We start from the raw sequence: 18,404 nt of genomic DNA on the forward strand, positions 1-18,404 counted from the left end.
CCTGTGGCACACGCGTGGCAGGCGGCCGGCACCGCGCTGGGACTGCTCATCCTCCTCGGCGGCTGTGCGGCTCCGGCAGTACCGGCGGAGAGTGGAGCGCCGGCCGGAACGACGACGGCGGGCCCACCAGCCTCCGGAACCGCACCGCCCTCAGAGGCACCGCCCTCGGAGACGCCGCCGCCGCAGACGACGCCGTCGGGCTGGCAGACCTTCACGACAGCGGACGGGCTGTCTTTCGACTACCCGCCGGGCTGGACCGCCAGGGATCCCGGCGGTGACCTGGGCGGCGCGTTCGTGGACGTGACCAACGCGGCCGGGAAGCCGATGGCCCAACTGCGCACCAACATCGTCACCGGCGCCGAGTGCACCGAGCAGTACCCGTATCAGGTCTACGATTCCCAGGACGTCCAGTCCCTGGTGGAGCCGGGCAGCGCGGACCGGGGCGTGCCCCGCTACGTCTTCGAATCCCGCGGTGACGGCACCGGACCGTCCCCCACGACCATGGCCGCGTACGGCATCACCATGATGCCTGAAGAGACCGGCCCGCTCGCGTGCCCGATGTTCCATCTGTTCCTCTGGCCGCCCAGCGGAGCGTTGTTCGGTGGCTCCTATAACCCGGCGAACAACCTCACCCCGGGCCCGGCGTCGCTGCCGTACCTGGAGAAGGCCAAGCGCTACGCTGGCACCGCCGAGTACCAACTAATCCGGAAGATGATCACATCCCTCCGCCCCGCGGACTAAACGGACGCTCCCTCAGGTCTGGTGGTGTTTTCCGGGACGCTCCCTCAGGTCTGGTGGTCTTGCCTTGGACGCTCCCTCACCTCTGGCGGTGCAGTCAGGGACGCTCCCTCAGGTCTGGCGGTCTTGCCCGGAGGCTCCCTCAGTGTTGTTCGCCGGATGTGAGGGAGCGTCGGGCCCGGGGGTGCCGGATGTGAGGGAGCGTCGGGCCCGGGTTCGCCGGATGTGAGGGAGCGTCGGGCCCGGGTTCGCCGGATGTGAGGGAGCGTCGGCTCTGGGGTGTGCTAGACGGCAGGCAAGTGCCTGCGCTGTCGTGAGTGGGGGCGGGACGGCTGGCTGCCCTTGGTCCAAGTGGTCCCGCCCCAGGGGGTGGAATGCGTCTCGCGGATCAGCCCGGTGCCAGCGCATTCACGGACGGCCATGATGCCATCCGCTGCGGCACGCTTGTCCTCGAAGGCCTTTGAGACAGCAAGCACTGTGCCGTCAGCCCCAAGCAGCCGGAACCGGACGTTCGATTCTGCGTCGGTGAAGATCTCGAATTGTCCTGCCATTTGTCTATTCCTTTCAGGCGTTCCGGCGCGCGACGCGGGTTGTCCGCTGGATGCAGTGTGCCGGAGGTCTTCTTCCACCATCCATGGGCCCGCGGCGGGCCTGAAAGGGGCGAAAGTCCCGGATGTGGCTGGCGCCGGACCGGGACTACATTTGGTTCATGGCTGAATACGCTGAGGATTCCGGACCGGCGGATGCGGGGATCGCCGTGCGGCTGACCGCCCGGGTGCAGGGAATGGTGCAGGCGGTCGGCTTCCGCTATTGGACGGTCCGCAAGGCCGAGCAGCTCGGCCTGTGCGGCACCGTCAGGAACGACGACGACGGTACTGTCGCCGTCGTGGTGGAGGGCCCGCAGGCCGTGGTGCTGCAATTCCGGAGCTGGCTCCGCTCGCCGGACGCGCCCGGGCGGGTGGACCACGTGGAGGAAGAGCTGTCCCCGGCGACCGGCGCGTTCAGCAACTTCCGGGTGGTGTATTGAGCCCGGTAGGTGCTTAGGCAGGGACGTCAGGCCGGGGCGTCGGCAGCGGCCTGAGCAGTCCGCTGGCCAGCACGGCCCTTCGGGACAGGGTCTTGTAGCCCTCCCGCTCAAACAGCACCGTGATCAGCCCGTCGTCGTGGCGCATCACCAGGCCCGGGCCCCAGAGGGCATGCTCCACGGCCGAGTTCAGCGGGAACGCCTCGGTCTCCGTCGAGGACGAGGCGCCGGCAGCGCCGCCGTCGGGCGTCCGGTACGCGGAACCCTCGGCGCAGTTGTCGCAGTTGCCGCAGGGAGCGGGGAGCTCCTCGCCGAAGTAGCCCAGCAGGAACTGGCGCCGGCACCGGTGCGTCTCCGCATAGCCGCGCATCATGGCGATCCGGGACTTGTCCACGCGTTCCCGCGCCGCGGCGAGGGCGACGGCGCGCTCCACCACCTGCGCGGGATCGGCACCTCGTTCCAGGCACACGACGCCGCCGGTTGTCACGGCGCCGGTGTCCTGCAGTTCGTGCAGCAGCCCGGTAAGCCGGCGCGGCTTGCACCCGGCGGCCGCCGCGAGGTCCTGCTGGGGAACCGGGCCGCCGGCGTCGCGCAGGAAGCTGAGGACGGCCAGCAGGGCATCCTGGTCTGGGCGGTGGGTGGCGAAGTACCGGCGCAGGCCCAGGTCCTCGGACCGGTAATGCAGCACAGCCTCGGCGGGCAGCCCGTCGCGGCCCGCCCGGCCGATCTGCTGGTAGTAGCTGTCCAGCGACTCGGGGATGTCCGCGTGCAGCACGAACCGGACGTCCGGCTTGTCGATGCCCATGCCGAACGCGGTGGTCGCCACCACCACGTCGAGGTCTCCGGCCAGGAAGCGCCGGTGGACCTCGTCCCGCTCCACCGCGCTCCGTCCCGCGTGATAGGCCGCGGCGCGCAATCCGCGCTGCACCAGCTTCGCGGCGTACTTCTCGGTGTCCTTGCGTTTGGCGGCGTAAACCAGGCCGGGGCCGTGCAGGTCGCTGACCAGGGTTTCAGCCTGGCGCAGCACGTCGCGGCGTTTCTCCTTGTCCTCGTGGTGGCGGACGACGTCCAGGCTGATGTTGGGACGGTCGAAGCCGCGGACCAGGACCAGCGGACCCGTCATCCGCAGGCGGTCCAGGATTTCCTCGCGGACCGGGGGAGCGGCGGTGGCTGTTAGGGCAGCCGTCGTAGGGTTGTCCAGGCGCTCGCGGACTTCGCCGAGGCCGAGGTAGTCGGGCCGGAAGTCGTGGCCCCACGCGGAGACGCAATGGGCCTCGTCCACCACGAACAGGGCGATGTTGAGGGCCGCGAGCCGTTCCACCGTGCCGGTCTTCGCCAGCTGCTCGGGGGCGAGGAAGAGGAATGCCGCATCTCCGTGTTCCACGGCCTGCCAGACGCGTTCCTGCTCCGCAGCGCTGTGCGAGGAATTGACCGCGACGGCGTGGCCCGGCCCGAGCGCCTCCGCCAGACCGTCCAGTTGGTCTTCCTGCAGGGAGATCAGCGGGGACACGACGACGGTGGGCCGCTTGAGGTCCCGGTGCAGGAGCAGCGCCGGGACCTGGTAGATGGCCGACTTCCCGTAGCCGGTGGGCATCACCGCGAGCACATCCCGGCCTGCAATCAACGCGGCCATGCCCTCGAGCTGCCCGTCGCGGAGCCCGGGGAGGCCGAAAGCCGTGGCCGCGAGCGCGCGGAGGGCACCGTCGTCGGGCGCTCCGCGCGACGGGCCGGCAATGGCTTGGCTCATTCGGCGGCTCCCTTGCGCTCGCGGCTTCTTGGCGGCTGTGTGCCGTCTTTGAGTTCAGGGTAGGCGCAGCCGGGTGATACAAAAAACGCTGTGGTGCCCGGCCGGGACAAATGGCCCTCGGCAGGGACCGTGGCGCTGGGTAGGGTGGCCGCATGCAGAAGATATCGATCGACGCCCTGGCCCGCCAGCAGGTCACGGCGGCGCTCGCGGCCGGCAGCGGGAGGGCCGCCGACACCGTCTACGGCGGCCACGAGAAGGTCCTCCGGCAGACCGTGATGGCGTTCAAGGCCGGGACGCAGTTGAGCGAGCACCAGAACCCCGGGGAGGCGACGGTCTATGTGATCCGCGGCTGCGTCCGGCTGCAGGCCGACGAGGAATCGTGGCAGGGGAAAGCCGGCGACCTGCTGATCGTGCCCGACGGGCTGCACAGCCTGATGGCGGAAGAAGATTCGGCGATCCTGATGACGGTGGCCAAGACGAAGAGCTGAGCCGCAGGACGGTGCCGGCAGACTTTCCGGCACCCGTTGTCAGTGTGCCGGAGTGGGCCTACGCTGTGCCACGACGGCCCCACTCCGGGGACCGGCTCCAGGACCCTCCCTCGTCGGGGTGCCATCACACCCCCGGATGCCCGCGTCCTGGACTTCACGGGACAGGAACTGCCATGACCAAGTATCTGTTTGAAGCCAACTACCTGGGCGAAGGAATCAAGGGACTGATGCGCGAGGGCGGCAGCAAACGCCGCGACGCCCTGGTGGACGCCCTCAAATCCGTGGGCGGAACGCTCGAGTGCTTTTATTACGCCTTCGGGGACACCGACGTCCTGGGCGTCCTGGAGGCCCCGAGCGATGCCGACGCCGCAGCCCTTTCGCTGATAATCAACGCCACCGGCAACGTCAACGTCCGGCTGAAGCCGCTCATGTCGGTGGAGGACATCGACGAAGCGGTCAAGAAGACACCCAGCTACCGGGCCCCGGGTCAGTAGGCAGCTGCCTGCCACAGCCTGCGTTCTGTGACGACTCAACCCGTCCGTGCCGGCGAGCGGGTTCGGTTCCGGCCGCCGTCGTAGGACAGACTGTTGCCGTGAGCAACTCTCCCCGCACCGGCGTCGCCATCGCAGGACTAAGCCTCGGCACGGCGCTGAACCCGCTGAACTCCTCGATGATCGCCGTCGCGCTGGTGGTGCTGCGCGCGGATTTCGCGCTCGACGTCGCCACGGTCACCTGGGTGGTCACCTCGTTTTACCTCACCTCCGCGGCAGGCCAGCCGCTGATGGGACGGCTCGCGGACCGCTTCGGCCCGCGCCGGCTGTTCCTGCTGGGCATGGCGCTCGTGGCCGTGACCTGCGCGTTCGCCCCTTTCGCGCCGAACTTCGCGCTGCTCTGCGTCGCGCGGGCTTTCATGGCGCTTGGCACCGCGACGGCGTATCCCAGCGCCGTCGTGATGGTAGCGGCGCTGGCGCGGCAGGCGGACGTGAGGTCCACCCGGCCGCTGGGCCGGATCCAGATGGCCAACACCTCGGCCGCCGCCGTCGGGCCGGTGGTGGGTGGCCTGCTGGTGAGCCTGGTGGGCTGGCAGGCGCTGTTCCTGATCAACGTGCCCCTGGCGCTGGCGGCGATCCTGGTGGTCCGCCGGTTTGCGCCGGCGGACGCTGAGCGGGAACGCGGCCGGGTGTCGGAACTGCTCCGCGACTCGGACCTGCCGGGCATCGGCGCGTTCATCGGGGCGCTGGTGCTGGTGATGATGGCGCTGCTCAATGTGCTGCCGGCCTACCGGTGGTGGTTGCTGGGCGGCGGTCTGTTGCTCGCCGTGCTGTTCACCGTGCGGGAGTTGCGCTTCAGCCCGCCCTTCCTGGACCTGCGGCTGCTGGGGACCAACCGGCCGCTGCTGCTGGTTTACCTGGGCTTCGCGCTGTTCAACGGCGTCTACTACTTTGCGTTCTTCGGGCTCCCGCAGCTGCTGCAGACCGCCGGCGGCTACGACCCTGGCATCGTGGGCCTGCTGATGCTGCCACTCGCCGCCATCTCGGTGGTCGGGACGCCCTTCGCGGTCCGCGCCATCGACAGCTTCGGCGTCCGGCGGGTCCTGATCACCGGCGTCGGGGCGCTGGTTGCGGCGTCGGCGGCGATGTGGCTGCTGACCGCCTCGCTGGCCGTTCCGCTGGTGCTGGCACTGACCGCGCTGCTGGGCGTGCCATATTGCGTGGTCAGCATTTCCTCAAGCCAGGGCCTGTACCTGTCCACCCGGCTGGAGGAGCGCGGGGTGGCCGCGGGAATCTTCCAGACCTGCCGCTACCTCGGCGCCATCACGGCCACCGTGCTTATCGGCATTTTCTACGGCACCGGCGTCAGCCAGGCGAACTGGGGGCTGATGGTCTTCGTCATGATCGGCCTGGGTGCGGTGGTGTTCGTGGTGTCGCTGCTGTGGCGGGAGCGGCGGACGGCGTAAGCGGGGGAGTTGACGCCGCGGCCACGCCCCGGCACTGGGGTGTGAGCGGAGCCACAAAAAAGTTGCCTGCGTGCCGGGCCGAAGCCTATAGTCAATACAGCGGTTCGATAATAGAACGTCGTGTTCAATTATCGAACAATCAGCTTTGACGGCGGAAGCCAGCCCTACAACGACGTAAGGAAATCCCGTGCACTTTCACCACCACGGATATGTCTCCGGTGACCCGCGGGTCCAGCCGGCCGACGGCGTCGGCCTTGACCGCCCCGCCGAACTCCCCGACGTCGTCGACGTGCTCATCGTGGGTACCGGACCGGCGGGCATGGTGGCCGCCGCGCAACTGTCCCAGTTCCCCGGCGTGACCACCCGGATCGTCGAACGCCGCCCCGGCCGCTTGGCCATCGGCCAGGCCGACGGGATCCAGGCCCGCAGCGTGGAGACGTTCCAAGCCTTCGGCTTTGCCGAGCGGATCATCGCCGAGGCGTACCGCATCACCGAGATGGCCTTCTGGAAGCCGGACCCCGAGGACCCGTCGCGGATTGTCCGCAGCGCCCGCACCTTGGATGACCCGGCCGGTATCAGCGAATTCCCGCACCTGATCGTCAACCAGGCCCGCGTCTTGGACTACTTCGCCGAGTTCATGGCCAACGCCCCCACCCGGATGAAGCCCGACTACGGCTACGAATTCGTCCGGCTGGAGGTGACCGAGGGGGAGTACCCCGTCACCGTGACGCTCGCGCACACCGCCGGGCCTGACGCCGGCACCGAGCGCACCGTCCGGGCCAAGTACGTCGTCGGCGCGGACGGGGCCCGGAGCAAGGTCCGCGACTCGATCGGCTGCACCATGGCCGGCGACAAGGCCAACCACGCCTGGGGTGTGATGGACGTGCTGGCCAACACCGACTTCCCGGACATCCGGACCAAGTGCGCCATCACCTCGGGCTCCGGCGGCAGCATCCTGCTGATTCCCCGCGAGGGCGGGCATCTCTTCCGGATGTATGTTGACCTGGGCGTGGTCCCCGAGGGCGACGCCGGCGCAGTGCGCAGCACCAGCATCGAGCAGATCATCGCCAAGGCCAACGCCATCATCCGTCCCTACACGCTGGATGTCCGGAACGTCGCCTGGCGCAGCGTTTACGAGGTGGGCCACCGCCTGACTGACCGGTTCGACGACGTCGTCCCGGCGGACCGCGGCACCCGCACGCCGCGGGTGTTCATCACCGGCGACGCCTGCCACACGCACAGCGCCAAGGCCGGCCAGGGCATGAACGTCTCCATGCAGGACGGCTTCAACCTGGGCTGGAAGCTGGGACACGTGCTGGAGGGCCGCAGCCCGGAGACGCTGCTGGCCACGTATTCGGCCGAGCGCCAGGTGGTCGCGAAGAACCTCATCGACTTCGACAAGGAATGGTCGACCCTGATGGCGAAGAAGCCGGAGGAGTTCAACAGCCCCTCGGAGCTTGAGGACTTCTACGTCAGCACCGCCGAGTTCCCGGCCGGTTTCATGACCCAGTACGCGCCCTCGATGCTGATCGGCGAGGCCACGCACCAGGAGCTCGCCACCGGCTTCCCGATCGGCAAGCGCTTCAAGTCCGCGCCCGTGGTGCGGGTCTGCGACACCAACCCGCTGCATCTGGGCCACCAGGCCACGGCGGACGGCCGCTGGCGGATCTATGTCTTCGCCGATCCGGCTGTGGCGGGTGCGCCGTCGCCGACCACGGACCTGGCGGCGTGGCTGGCAGAGGCGCCCGATTCGCCGCTCGCCGCCACCCCGGAAGGCCTGGACCGGGACGCCTGGTTAGACGTGAAGGTGATCTACCAGCAGGAGCACACCGAGGTGGACATCACCGCCGTGCCGGGGGTGTTCAAGCCGCAGGTGGGCCCGTTCCAGCTGAACTACCTGGAAAAGGTTTACGGCACGGACCCGAAGGCCGACATCTTCAAACAGCGCGGCCTGGACCGCGGCGGCGTCGTGGTGGTGGTGCGGCCGGACCAGTATGTGGCCACCGTCCTGCCCCTGACGGCGACGGCGGAGCTCGCCGCGTTCTTCGCGGGGCTGGTGGGGGAGCGGGCGGCGGTCTAGCCCGGCGCGGCTAGCGCTGCACGGACATCGGCGCCGGGTCTTCCACAGCAGTGGAGGGCCCGGCGTCGGCGTCTGCCGGCTCAGACCGAACCCGCTCCTGGCCCGACGCCCGCGCGATCCCGCCGGCCACGGCGACGCCCAGCGTCAGCAGCGCGGTCAGCAGCACCCCGAGACCCGGGTGCACGTGCAGCAGTGCCGCGCCCACGGTGGCGCCGGCCAGGATCAGGACGACGGCGCCCAGCCGGCGGCCGGTGTGCTTGCCGGAACCGCCCCCCAGTCGGGAATCCGCGGCCAGGCCGGTCAGCGTGGAGGTGACCACCACGGTGGTGACGTCCTTGACCGCCAGGGGCCGGGCGGTGGCGGCCTGGATGCCCATCGCGACCGCGAGCGCGCCGGTGATGGTCAGGGTGACGGGGTCGCCGGCGTGCGGCGCGTGGACGAAGAGGACGGCGGCGACCGCGGTCATGGTGGCGCCGACGGCCGTGAGTAACGCCGTCGTACGGCGACTCCAGCCCGTGGCCTCGGGGCGGAGGACGCGGCCGGCCACCACGGCGCCGACCATGAAGCAGGCCAGCGCGATCAACGGTCCCACCACCGGCAGGTTGTCTGCGCCGATCAGGGCCATGCCGAGGATCACGACGTTGCCGGTCATGTTGCCGGTGAACACCCGGTCCAGGCCGAGGTAGCCGACGGCGTCGATCACGCCGGTGGAGAAGGTCAAAACCAGCATCAGGACCAGGTGGAGCCGGGCCGGCTCGGCGGACTTCAATCGATTAAGCACAAATCAACTTTCCTTGCGGGGGAGTGTGGCGCTGCTTGAACCCCGGGTGAGGGACTATCCGGCGTGGTCGGAGGCCTTGGCGCGGCGCTTTTTGAGCACCCCGATGCCGATCGGGATGACCGAGACCAGCACAATGACGATGAAGATGAGGTCGATGTTCGAACCGATCCACTCATACTGGCCGAGCCCGAACCCCAGAAGGGTTACCCCGAAGCCCCACAGCAGGGCACCCATGGCGTTGAAGGCGACAAAGGTCCGGTGCCCCATTTTCCCGACGCCGGCCGTCACCGGCAGGAAAGTCCGCACGATGGGGACGAACCGGGCCAGCACCACCGAGCGGCGGCCGTATTTTGTGAAGAATTCGTGGGCCCTGTCCACGTAGTCACTGCGCAGCAGCTTGGAATCCGGTTTCTTGAAGACGGACGGCCCGGCTTTCCGGCCGATCAGGTAGCCGGTCTGGTCCCCGGCGAACGCCGCAGCAGAGGCGGCCGCGCCGAGCAGAACGATGTTGACCGGGACGGAGCCGGTGGCCACCAGCAGGCCCGCGGTGAACAGCAGGGAGTCTCCGGGCAGGAAGAATCCCACCAGCAGGCCGGTCTCAATGAAGAGGAAGGCGCAAACGACGGCGATGAGCCACGGCGCCACCGCCGGATCACGAAGGAACACGTTTGGGTCCAGCCATGGCGGCAGAAGTCCGGTCACCGGGTGGACGGACAGCATGGCACTCAGCGGCGAAGCGGTCATGGGCCCATCTTAGGCATGGCTGCTGGGAGTCCCTCGAACGACGGCGGTCACACCACGGCGCTGAGCCGCTCGCCGTTGAAGTACTCGAGCTGCCAGCCCTCGACGGCGTGGTGATGGGCCAGATTCAGCGCGGCATTATCGATGCTGGGCATGGTGCAGCCCACCGCACGGCCGAGGGTCACGCGGAGCAGCGAGCCATGCGCGACCACGAGCACCCGGCCGCCGCGGAATTCCTCGGCCAGAGTTTCCAACGCGACCAGCCCGCGGGCAGATGTATCGTCGTCGCTTTCGGCGCCGCGAAAGCCGCCGGGGATGCGCAGGGCGTCGAGGTCGGGACCGTCTTGCAGACCTTCGGCGGGGCCGTAGTGACGCTCGGTGAGTTCCGGAACCCGCCGCGCCGTGCCGAGCCCGAGCCCGGCGGCGATCAGGTCCGCCGTCTCCGCGGCCCGGCTCAGCGGCGAGGAAACGATCGCATCCCATTCGTACTCGGACAGGGCGGCGACGGCGTCCCGCGCCTGGCCGCGGYCGACGTCGTTCAGCGGAATATCGGTTGATCCCTGCAGCCGGCGCTCCGCGTTCCAGTCGGTTTGGCCATGGCGGATGAGCGCGAAAGTTGTGAGGGTCATGCCCTCCATTGTTTCAGACGGCTCCCGGCGCCCCGCAGCCTCTACCTGTTGAGCCCCACCGCTATCGCCTCCAGGTCGCGGACGGCGTAGCGCAGGTGCTCCCACTCTTCGTTGAGGATCGTGTGCAGACAGGATCGGACCGTCACCGCGTGCTCCGGCCCCCACGGGTTCCGGCGCTCCGCCGACAGCTCCGCCTCGGTAACCGTGGCGAGGAAATCGCGGACCATGGCCTGCCGGCCGGCCCGGACCTCCAGCACCTCGGCATAGGGCGGGGCGGCTGCGGAGAAGACAGAGAGGTCGTACCCGTCGGTCTCGTACTCCGCATTGGGCTGCCCTGCCGGGTGATAGGGCTCCTCGAGTTCCAGGATGGCTTTGCGGAACCACGTGTCCGTGGCCATCACCAGGTGGCGCAGGGTCTGGGCGAAGGACCACTCGCCATCGACCGAGAGATCGACCTTGCCGGGCGGCATCGCCGCAACCCGCTCCAGCGTCGCCCGCCAGGCCTGCTCCACGACGGCCCACGCCTCCCGTAGCCCGTCCGGGCCCTGGGCGCGCCTCTGTTCCCGGCCGTGGAAGCGGCGGTTGAGTTCGGCCTCGACGAAGGGAACGACGTCGACGCCGTTGACGTACAGGGTGTTCCCGGCTTCGACCAGCCATGGGGCGTCGATGTCCGCCCCGGCCGCGTCGACCGCACGCATCACCGCGCCGGACAGGTCGGTCCGGACGAACCGGGCGCCCCGCAGGTTCACGTCGGTGAACGTTGCGCCCTGCAGGTCTTCGGACTGGGTGAAGGCTGTCATGCCAGCACTCTGCCACGCCAGCGTCAGCCGCGCAGCGCCTTGGCGGGGTTCCGCGGTTGCAGCCGGCGGTCCTCAGAGCCTGAAACCGGACACCCGGCACCCATTTTCTGCGGGATCAGATCGGTCCATAATGGCCACATAAGCTTCGGGGACCCCTCGCGCCGGTGATGGGTGGCGCGGCGTTGGAGAGTCCCAGGTGGCTGCCCCGGCTCGGCGCGAGGGGCGGTCACGGCTCCGGACAATGATTCCGGGGACCGAAACCGGGGGGAGCTACGCCATCACTGCGGTCATCGACGCACTGAAGGGATTCATCATGTTCAAGGATTCAAACATTATGGCTGTCCTCCCCGCGAAGGACATCAACAGGGCGAAGGAGTTCTACCGGGACAAGCTGGGCATCGAGCCCTCCGAATCCATGGAGGAGGGCAGCGTGATGTACAGCTGCGGCCAAGGAACCCGCTTCCTCGTCTACCAGACGGACAATGCGGGGACGGCCAAGAACACCCAGATGGGCTGGGAAACCGACAACATCGAACGCGACATGGAGGATCTGCGCGGCCGCGGCGTCGTCTTTGAGGAGTACGACTTTCCCGGCCTGAAGACGGAGAACGGCATTGCCACGGCATCCTGGGGGAAGGGGGCCTGGTTCCTGGACAGCGAGGGCAATATCCTCAACATCGCCCAGCGCTCGTAGGCCGGAGGCTGGCACCGATCAACATCGCTAACGCCGGCAACGGAGCCGGAGGGAACCGGATCCAGCCCTCAGGCGGGAGCCGGTTTCGAGCCTGACGTCGCCCCCGAACAGGGCAACGAGTGCGTCCAGAACAGCAGCGCTGGCAGCGGCTGCCCGCACGCTAGTTAGTGTCGGGTTTCCTGCCCCGAAGGTGGCGGTGGTGTAGCTCGTAGCTGTCGAACACGTCAGAAGAGGTGGTTCCTGAGTGGCCGAACTTGCCGCGAAGAACGGCGGCGAGTCCATCCAGCGCGGCGTGGAGCATCCGTCCGGCGAACTGAAGCTCAGGGTTGTCGCTGCGTTGGGCCTCGGATGCCAGTTCCTGGGCGTAGGCGACTGTGGCCGGCAAGGAGCCGCGCTGCTCGACTTCACGGAAATAGTAGGTTTCATGGAACGCAAGCAGATCGATGCTCACGAGAGCTACGTTTCCGGCCATTGACTCCAGCAGCCCGGCGGCATGCGTGGGTTCCACGGACAGTACACCTGCAGGACCTGCAGCCTCCCTGAACAAGTTCAGATCGTGGGCAAGGGCCCGGCGGCGGTTAAGAGCCGGGTACATCTGCAGGATCCAGGTGACCGTTGCTGTCAGCAAACCGAAACCCGTGACGGCTTGGAAGGCCACAACCAGCCGGAGCAGCGGATGCGTGGCCACGATGTCGCCGAATCCCACGGTGGAAAGAGTGACCAGGGAGATGTAGAGGGCCTCGGCGAAGTCGGCCCGCAGGGGAACCGCGGCTCCGTAAACAAAACCGTCCGTCAGATGCGGCAGGTACAGCAGGGCCCAGCCGATGGCCGCGAGGCCCGCCCAGGCGCCAATGACAGCCGCCATGGCCAACGGCGCTGCGATGAAGGAGCCCCGGCCCCGCAGTTTTCGGGATGCTAGCCAGAACCCGCGCATGATCGCCCGGCCCACGGGACCGGAGCCGTGGGGATAAAGGAGCGTACGAAAGACGTCGACGAGCATCAGCAGAACCAGCCCGGCCCCCAAAACCGTCCAGAGCGTATCCGCAAAGTCCATGCCTCATCTTATGGGCGGCGCCCCGGGCACAGTGACAGACAGGGGAACCCCGCAGTGCCGGGCACTGCGGGGTTCCCCTGGGTCTGGATGCAGGTTACTCGGAGCCGGGTTTCTGTTCCCGGTCCCAGGCGGTTCCGCCGTGGGGCACCCGCCTATAGAAAGACGGGCTCGTCTGCAGGCCCATTTCCAAGGGTATTCAGCGGCACGATCTGGTTAGGTTGGACGTGGGCACTTAGCGGAGAAAATAGGCAGCGTTCCCTCAACCGCTATTTGCCGCGTTTGGCCGAATTGTGCTGTCGGTGCCAAGCGAAGTACTGCCGGGACTTTTCGCCAAAGGCCGCGCATCTCCTGCCGACGATGTCCCGTATCCGGTCCGCAGCTTGCTCGGAACCGCGGCTGCCGTGTTCGATGATTCCCTGATCACCGATGACAACATAGCCGAGCTCAAAGAGCGCATCGCAGCCGAACAGGCAAGCGAGCATGGACACGTTTCGTGTGTCCATGCGCTCGTTCTCCGAGCATGCCCAGCGGGGCTTGATATGCGCCGCGACAACTAGTTCTTCGGGGAGCGAGCGTCCACAAAGTGCGCACGAGCTACCCCAGCGCCGCAGCTGCTGGTCCCGCAGAAACCGCTGCTCTGCCCGGATTGCCACTACTGCCAAACTGTCACTAGGACCGCCGACATAGCCTTCGAACGGTTCAGCGTGTTCCCCTCGCTCCTCGGCTGTTCCGGTGACGGGCTCAATGCCTGCTAGCCGCAACACCTCCAGTGCGCGGCCAGGGTCGAGGGGAAAGAAATAGCCGTTCCTAAGGGACCCGCTTGCGGTGATCGGACCCTGGCCGACGTCGAGCGCGTTCAGAGCCCGATCCCGTGAAACACGGATCTCATGCACCGGTTCCGTGAGAACCAATGTGCCCTTCGTGCCGGCAGGCACATCGTCATAGCCGCGAGGCGGATAGGCCGGTCGCGGCATAGTTGCCACGCGGCTGACGCCCCGGATCTCGGGGCTGGCATAGTGGAAAACGAGATCCCCTGGGGACACACCGTCAAGAGTGCGCCAGTGGTCAACCTGTTGGCCACGGCGATCCTTCAGGGGAGCCCACAGGGTACCGTCGTTAAAGACGGGGTCGAAGTTCACCGACTGGTTCGCCCACCAGAAATTCGTGCTCGGACTGACTTCGATCCTGAGGGGTTCGGCTGTGCCTTCGAGACTCTCTCCGTGAATGTCCACCAGCTCGTATCCCAGTCGATTCAAGATGGACCGTGTCTGTTCTCCCCCGGACAGCCGCGGAGGCCCGTCCTTGCCGCAGCCGAATTGCAGTTGGAAGGCCATGGCGACCAGTGGCTTGCTTGCAATCGACTGCCCTCGGTCGATCACTACGTACCGGTGAGACTCCTTAAATCGGGTCCGGGCAATGAACTCCTCGCTTCCGAGCTCATGCCACAGCTCAATTGCGCGGTCGATGCTTCGACGCTCCAAATCGGCCCATGATCTCTTCATGTCCCCATTCATACCTGATTTATGACTTGCCCATGAGTTCAAAAGAACCTTGGAAGTGGAAGGAACGGGAGAGTAACATTTTCGGACTCGCAAATACCGGTGTAGGTCGGAGCCCACAGATACGATCTACCTCATGACCGAAACCCAAGAGATTGATAACCCTGGATCGAATTTCACCCAGGTGCTGGACGCGGCGGCGAAGCTGCCAGGCGTGAGGATCAGTAGGGCCGCCTATCTCCGAACGGCACTCAAGCGCCACTGCACCGAGGAACAGATCAAGAGGGCAATCGCCGAAACTCCCGCGGCAGCGGGCATTCCACTCAAGGTCATCGCTGAGATCGCAAACACCTCGATCGCTTATGAGACGAGCAAGGTCACAGGCATATCAACCGTCGCAGGTATCCCCGGCGGTCTGGCAATGATCGGCACTGTCCCAGCCGACCTCGCGCAGTACTTGGGTCACATGCTTCGGATCGCCCAGAAGCTGGCGTATATCTACAGTTGGCCTGACCTATTCGCCGATGATGACGACGAAATCGATGAAGCCACCGAGAGCATGCTGATCCTGTTCGTGGGCGTGATGTTCGGCGTGCAGATCGCCCAGAGTGGAGTGGCAAGAGTCGCGGGCATGGTCGCCGCCACCGTTGCCAAGAAACTGCCGCAGAAGGCACTTACTCAGGGTGTCATCTATCCGATCGTGAAAAAGGTGGCCGGCTATCTCGGTGTGAGCATGACCAAGAAGCTTTTCGCCAGCGGAGTCGCAAAGGCTATCCCAATAGTCGGAGCAGTTCTCTCCGGAGGCCTCACCTTGGGCACATTCCTTCCCATGTCCAAACGGCTGCAGAAGCACCTCGCTAGCCTGGAGCTGACCAAGCCAGGACACCGAACCGACGACGCCGAGATCGTTGACGCCGAGATCATTGACGCCGAAGTAATCGATCTGGAGGTTGTCGTGAAATAGCGAGAGGCCGAGCCGCCAGAGCTGACCCAAACCATGAGTCCAGCTGACGCCGGCAACGCGACCCGGCGCAACCGCCCAGCTCTTTAGCGTTTGGCCCACAGCCATCTCGCCTTTAGAAACGCGCGCCGGCCCTTTCGTATGGCAGGCCTCCGCAACCCTGCAACGTGCTCAGCCGTTCAATACCCACACGGCGTTGTTCGGCTGCAGCCAGCCATCCCGTTCCAGCGGGGCTGCGCTGAGCAGGACCGTGCCGGCCGGGAGCCGCACCGGTTCATCGCCCATCGCGACGGCGGCGAGGAAGTGCTCGTTGCGCTCGCAGATCAGCAGGTTTCCGGCCTCGACGCGCCAGGTGCCGCCGTCGTTCGCGGTGAAGACCCCTTCCCGCCAGAGCTTCCGGCGCAGTTCCAGCGCGGCTTTGGTGAGGTTCAGCGCTGACGCCGGATCCTGCTCTTGGCGGTCGACGGCGTGGGCTCCCCACCCGGCGGGCTGCGGCAGCCAGGGTTCGGAACTAACGCCAGAGTCCCCCAGCGAGAAGCCGTGGTTTCGCCCGGCGTCCTCAGTCCAGGGAAGCGGCACGCGGGCGCCATCGCGGCAGACGCCGCCGCGCGCCCACATCGGGTCCACCCGGGCCTCCACCGGCACGTCGACCTCGGGCAGCCCGAGCTCCTGGCCCTGATACAGGTACGCCGGCCCAGGCAGCCCCAGCAGGGCCACCAGCGCCGCGCGGGCCCGGGCGGCACCGACAGAACCGCCGCCGAACCGGGTCACGGCGCGGACGATGTCGTGGTTTTCCAGCGCCCACGTGGGTGTCGCACCGTGCACCAGGCGGGCGGCTTCGAGCTCGTTGCCGACGGTGGCCCAGGCGTGCGCGTCCCAGCCGAGCTTCACGAACGCGAACGCAAAGGCCTGCTGCATCTCGTCGGCTCGGGTGTAGCGGGCGGCGCGGGCCGGCTCCAGGTTCACTTCTCCCACCAGCAGGCGGTGCGGCTCATACTGCTCGGCCAGGGCACGCCAGCGGCGGTACACCTCGTGGACTTCCTCCTGGTCCGAGACCTGGGGGTTGGACCGCAGCCCGTCCACCACGCCGCCCTCCGAGGGTGAATCGGGGAGCCCCTCCGCCTTGAACAGCGCGTGCGCGACGTCGATGCGGAGCCCGTCCACGCCCTTGTCGAACCAGAACCGCAGCACCCCGTCGAAGGAGTCGCCCACGGCAGGGTTCCGCCAGTTCCAGTCCGGCTGCCCGGCGGAGAAGAGGTGCAGGTACCAGTCGAGATCCGTCTCGGACCACGGGTTGGCGCGGCTCCAGGCCCGGCCGCCGAAGACGCTCTGCCAGTTGTTCGGGGGAGTGTCTCCCGCCGGTCCGGAGCGGAAGTGGAACATCTCCCGCTCCGGCGATCCCGGTCCGGCGGCCAGGGCCGCCTGGAACAGCGGGTGCTCGGAGGAACAGTGGTTGGGAACGACGTCGAGCAGGACCTTCAGGCCCAGCGAGTGCGCCTTCTCCAGCAGCACCTCGAACTGTTCCAGCGTTCCGAACAGCGGGTCCACGCCGCAGTAGTCGGCGACGTCGTAGCCCTGGTCCACCTGCGGGGAGGGCTGGAACGGCGTCATCCAGATCCCGTCCGCACCCAGATCGGCGATGTACGGCAGCCGTGCGGTGAGGCCGGCGAGGTCGCCCACGCCGTCGCCGTCGCCGTCCGCGAAGGAGCGCGGGTACACCTGATAGATGACCGCGGACTCCCACCAGTCTGTGGGCGGCGCCTGGGCGTCAGACGGCGAGGGGGAGTGCTGCAGCGGCAGGGATTCAGGACTCAAGGATTTTTCGCTCACTTTCTGGCGCCGGCCGATGGGCCAACGACTACGGTCCGGCGCGAAGAGATTAGCGCCCTCATAACCTACGGTAAGGTGCCGATCACAGCGGGACCGGCTCAGCCAAGGATGGCCGGAGGGCCCAGCCCTAGAGCGGCGGTCTGCGCCGCGCCGTTCAGGACACCTCGCCCGTGACGCCTGTGGATGTGGCCCTATCGGCAAGCCACCGCTCCTCCTTGGCCCGTGCGGTCGCGACGGCGTCGTTGATGACGAGCGGTGCAGCCGGGTCGATCTCAGTGTGGGATTCGACTGTGTAGAAGCGAACCTCGTGACCGTCGGGGTCGTGCAGCATCGGAAGGATCCATCCGATTGTCGCGAAGTGCACCCCGGCATGGTCCTCGCCCAGGGCGCTCAGGTGGGCCGCTAACTCCTCGAGCCGGTCCCGGTCGGCTACTCCGATGGAGAAGTAGTCGAAGCCGGCCGACGCCTTCGCCCGGTCCGGATTGTCGTTCAGTGCGAGGTCGGGTCCGCCGTCGGGATGCGTCATCGCGACGCCGGTGCGGCGGCCGTGGTCGTGGAACTCGATGGCGACTTGATAGCCGAGCCGGGTGCCGTACCACTGGATGGACCGGTCCAAGTCGGAGACGGGCAGCTTGAGGTGATGCACCCCGGCCAGTTTCGGAATCATCGAAAACCTCCCTAATTGCAGTGCAACTGTATCTATGCAGTTATACTGCATCTTATGAGCGATGACGTCAAGCAAGAATCCCGTGCCGCTGCGGACCTGAGAGCCAAGCGAGTGGCCCGAACCGAGGCCCAGCTCATTGGGGCTGCGCGCGAGCTTTTCCTTGATCAGGGCTACGTGGCCACTACACTTGCCCAGATCGCGGAGCGCGCCGGCGTCGCTGCCCGGACCGTCTACGTCCGCTTCGGGACAAAGGCAGCGCTGTTCAGCCGCGTCGTCGACGAGGCCCTCGTAGGAGACGCATTGGCCGTTGATGTCGCCCACCGCCCCCGGGCCCAGAACGCGATCACCGCCGGCACCCTGGCCGAACGGATCGAGGCTCTCGCCGACGTTTCGGTGGGTATTGCGGAGAGGGCAGGGCAGCTGTTCGAGGTTGCTGCACAGTCCGAAGGTCTTGAGCCGGAGCTTGCCGAGGGTGCCCAGGCCGGACGCCGCGCCACCACCCAGCTGTGCCGGTCGTTCTGGGAGCATGCGGCCGCCGACGGCCTCCTCGCGACGGGTCTGCACCCTGAACGCCTCACCGTGATTACTGACGTTCTGCTATGCGCAGACACCGTCGTGCATATCAGGAGAGCCCACGGCTGGTCTGCCGCCGTGCACCGGGCACTCATCGTTGACACACTGACAGCCCTCACCGTCCGTCCATGACCGGGGCCC

19 protein-coding genes are annotated in these 18,404 nt (G+C 67.3%); 9 read left to right on the top strand and 10 right to left on the bottom strand.

What is annotated here, in order from left to right:
• The first annotated feature begins 3 nt into the window (after positions 1-3).
• Positions 4-741: a hypothetical protein gene (locus tag AC1DK9_RS16150; protein WP_476916569.1), complete on the top strand. Its 738-nt coding sequence runs from the start codon at positions 4-6 to the stop codon at positions 739-741.
• A gap of 281 nt (positions 742-1,022) precedes the next feature.
• Here the strand turns inward: AC1DK9_RS16150 and AC1DK9_RS16155 are convergent, their stop codons facing one another.
• On the bottom strand, positions 1,023-1,289 hold the full coding sequence (locus AC1DK9_RS16155) for a YegP family protein (RefSeq protein ID WP_476916570.1): 267 nt from the start codon (positions 1,287-1,289) through the stop codon (positions 1,023-1,025).
• A gap of 158 nt (positions 1,290-1,447) precedes the next feature.
• On the opposite strand from AC1DK9_RS16155, the gene AC1DK9_RS16160 reads away from it, so the two are divergent.
• Positions 1,448-1,765, top strand: a complete 318-nt coding sequence (locus AC1DK9_RS16160; protein WP_476916571.1) for an acylphosphatase — start codon at positions 1,448-1,450, stop codon at positions 1,763-1,765.
• A 13-nt stretch (positions 1,766-1,778) separates the two neighbouring features.
• Here the strand turns inward: AC1DK9_RS16160 and AC1DK9_RS16165 are convergent, their stop codons facing one another.
• Positions 1,779-3,509, bottom strand: coding sequence for a RecQ family ATP-dependent DNA helicase (locus tag AC1DK9_RS16165; RefSeq protein WP_476916572.1), 1,731 nt, complete (start codon positions 3,507-3,509; stop codon positions 1,779-1,781).
• Between the two features lie 152 nt (positions 3,510-3,661).
• Between AC1DK9_RS16165 and AC1DK9_RS16170 the strand changes: the two genes are divergently transcribed.
• From AC1DK9_RS16170 to AC1DK9_RS16185, 4 genes are all read left to right on the top strand, one after another.
• Positions 3,662-3,997 carry a cupin domain-containing protein gene (locus AC1DK9_RS16170; protein WP_476916573.1) on the top strand — a complete coding sequence of 112 codons (336 nt, stop codon included), beginning with the start codon at positions 3,662-3,664 and terminating at the stop codon, positions 3,995-3,997.
• A gap of 173 nt (positions 3,998-4,170) precedes the next feature.
• Positions 4,171-4,491, top strand: coding sequence for a GYD domain-containing protein (locus AC1DK9_RS16175; protein WP_476916574.1), 321 nt, complete (start codon positions 4,171-4,173; stop codon positions 4,489-4,491).
• Positions 4,492-4,589: 98 nt separating this feature from the next.
• Positions 4,590-5,954, top strand: coding sequence for an MFS transporter (locus AC1DK9_RS16180; RefSeq protein ID WP_476916575.1), 1,365 nt, complete (start codon positions 4,590-4,592; stop codon positions 5,952-5,954).
• 187 nt (positions 5,955-6,141) lie between these two features.
• A complete protein-coding gene (locus AC1DK9_RS16185; RefSeq protein ID WP_476916576.1) occupies positions 6,142-8,034 on the top strand; it encodes an FAD-binding monooxygenase in 1,893 nt (630 codons plus the stop codon).
• A 10-nt stretch (positions 8,035-8,044) separates the two neighbouring features.
• On the opposite strand, the gene AC1DK9_RS16190 is transcribed toward AC1DK9_RS16185, so the two are convergent.
• Genes AC1DK9_RS16190 through AC1DK9_RS16205 form a run of 4 tightly spaced genes read right to left on the bottom strand, consistent with a single transcriptional unit; the run spans position 8,045 to position 10,985 of the window.
• On the bottom strand, positions 8,045-8,815 hold the full coding sequence (locus tag AC1DK9_RS16190; RefSeq protein ID WP_476916577.1) for a YoaK family protein: 771 nt from the start codon (positions 8,813-8,815) through the stop codon (positions 8,045-8,047).
• A 54-nt stretch (positions 8,816-8,869) separates the two neighbouring features.
• Positions 8,870-9,559: a VTT domain-containing protein gene (locus tag AC1DK9_RS16195; RefSeq protein ID WP_476916578.1), complete on the bottom strand. Its 690-nt coding sequence runs from the start codon at positions 9,557-9,559 to the stop codon at positions 8,870-8,872.
• 47 nt (positions 9,560-9,606) lie between these two features.
• Complete coding sequence (locus AC1DK9_RS16200) at positions 9,607-10,185, bottom strand: histidine phosphatase family protein (protein ID WP_476916579.1); 579 nt, start codon at positions 10,183-10,185, stop codon at positions 9,607-9,609.
• Between the two features lie 41 nt (positions 10,186-10,226).
• A complete protein-coding gene (locus tag AC1DK9_RS16205; RefSeq protein WP_476863277.1) occupies positions 10,227-10,985 on the bottom strand; it encodes a DinB family protein in 759 nt (252 codons plus the stop codon).
• Between the two features lie 313 nt (positions 10,986-11,298).
• On the opposite strand from AC1DK9_RS16205, the gene AC1DK9_RS16210 reads away from it, so the two are divergent.
• Entirely contained in the window at positions 11,299-11,679 is a 381-nt protein-coding gene (locus AC1DK9_RS16210; protein ID WP_476863398.1) for a VOC family protein, read from the top strand.
• A gap of 160 nt (positions 11,680-11,839) precedes the next feature.
• Here the strand turns inward: AC1DK9_RS16210 and AC1DK9_RS16215 are convergent, their stop codons facing one another.
• Both AC1DK9_RS16215 and AC1DK9_RS16220 read right to left on the bottom strand, forming a co-directional pair.
• Positions 11,840-12,733, bottom strand: coding sequence for a potassium channel family protein (locus AC1DK9_RS16215; protein WP_476863276.1), 894 nt, complete (start codon positions 12,731-12,733; stop codon positions 11,840-11,842).
• Between the two features lie 266 nt (positions 12,734-12,999).
• The gene (locus AC1DK9_RS16220) at positions 13,000-14,235 is read right to left on the bottom strand and encodes a ScoMcrA-related endonuclease (protein WP_476916580.1); all 1,236 of its coding nucleotides are present in this window, start codon (positions 14,233-14,235) and stop codon (positions 13,000-13,002) included.
• Between the two features lie 133 nt (positions 14,236-14,368).
• Here AC1DK9_RS16220 and AC1DK9_RS16225 point away from each other — a divergent pair, with 133 nt between their 5' ends.
• Complete coding sequence (locus AC1DK9_RS16225; RefSeq protein WP_476863274.1) at positions 14,369-15,196, top strand: hypothetical protein; 828 nt, start codon at positions 14,369-14,371, stop codon at positions 15,194-15,196.
• Positions 15,197-15,364: 168 nt separating this feature from the next.
• Here the strand turns inward: AC1DK9_RS16225 and AC1DK9_RS16230 are convergent, their stop codons facing one another.
• Both AC1DK9_RS16230 and AC1DK9_RS16235 read right to left on the bottom strand, forming a co-directional pair.
• Positions 15,365-17,008 carry an alpha-amylase family glycosyl hydrolase gene (locus AC1DK9_RS16230; RefSeq protein WP_476916581.1) on the bottom strand — a complete coding sequence of 548 codons (1,644 nt, stop codon included), beginning with the start codon at positions 17,006-17,008 and terminating at the stop codon, positions 15,365-15,367.
• Between the two features lie 169 nt (positions 17,009-17,177).
• Complete coding sequence (locus tag AC1DK9_RS16235) at positions 17,178-17,690, bottom strand: VOC family protein (protein ID WP_476916582.1); 513 nt, start codon at positions 17,688-17,690, stop codon at positions 17,178-17,180.
• A gap of 54 nt (positions 17,691-17,744) precedes the next feature.
• Here AC1DK9_RS16235 and AC1DK9_RS16240 point away from each other — a divergent pair, with 54 nt between their 5' ends.
• Positions 17,745-18,395: a TetR/AcrR family transcriptional regulator gene (locus tag AC1DK9_RS16240; protein WP_476916583.1), complete on the top strand. Its 651-nt coding sequence runs from the start codon at positions 17,745-17,747 to the stop codon at positions 18,393-18,395.
• Positions 18,396-18,404: the final 9 nt, after the last annotated feature.

This window comes from Arthrobacter sp. 01T414 (genome assembly GCF_056398965.1).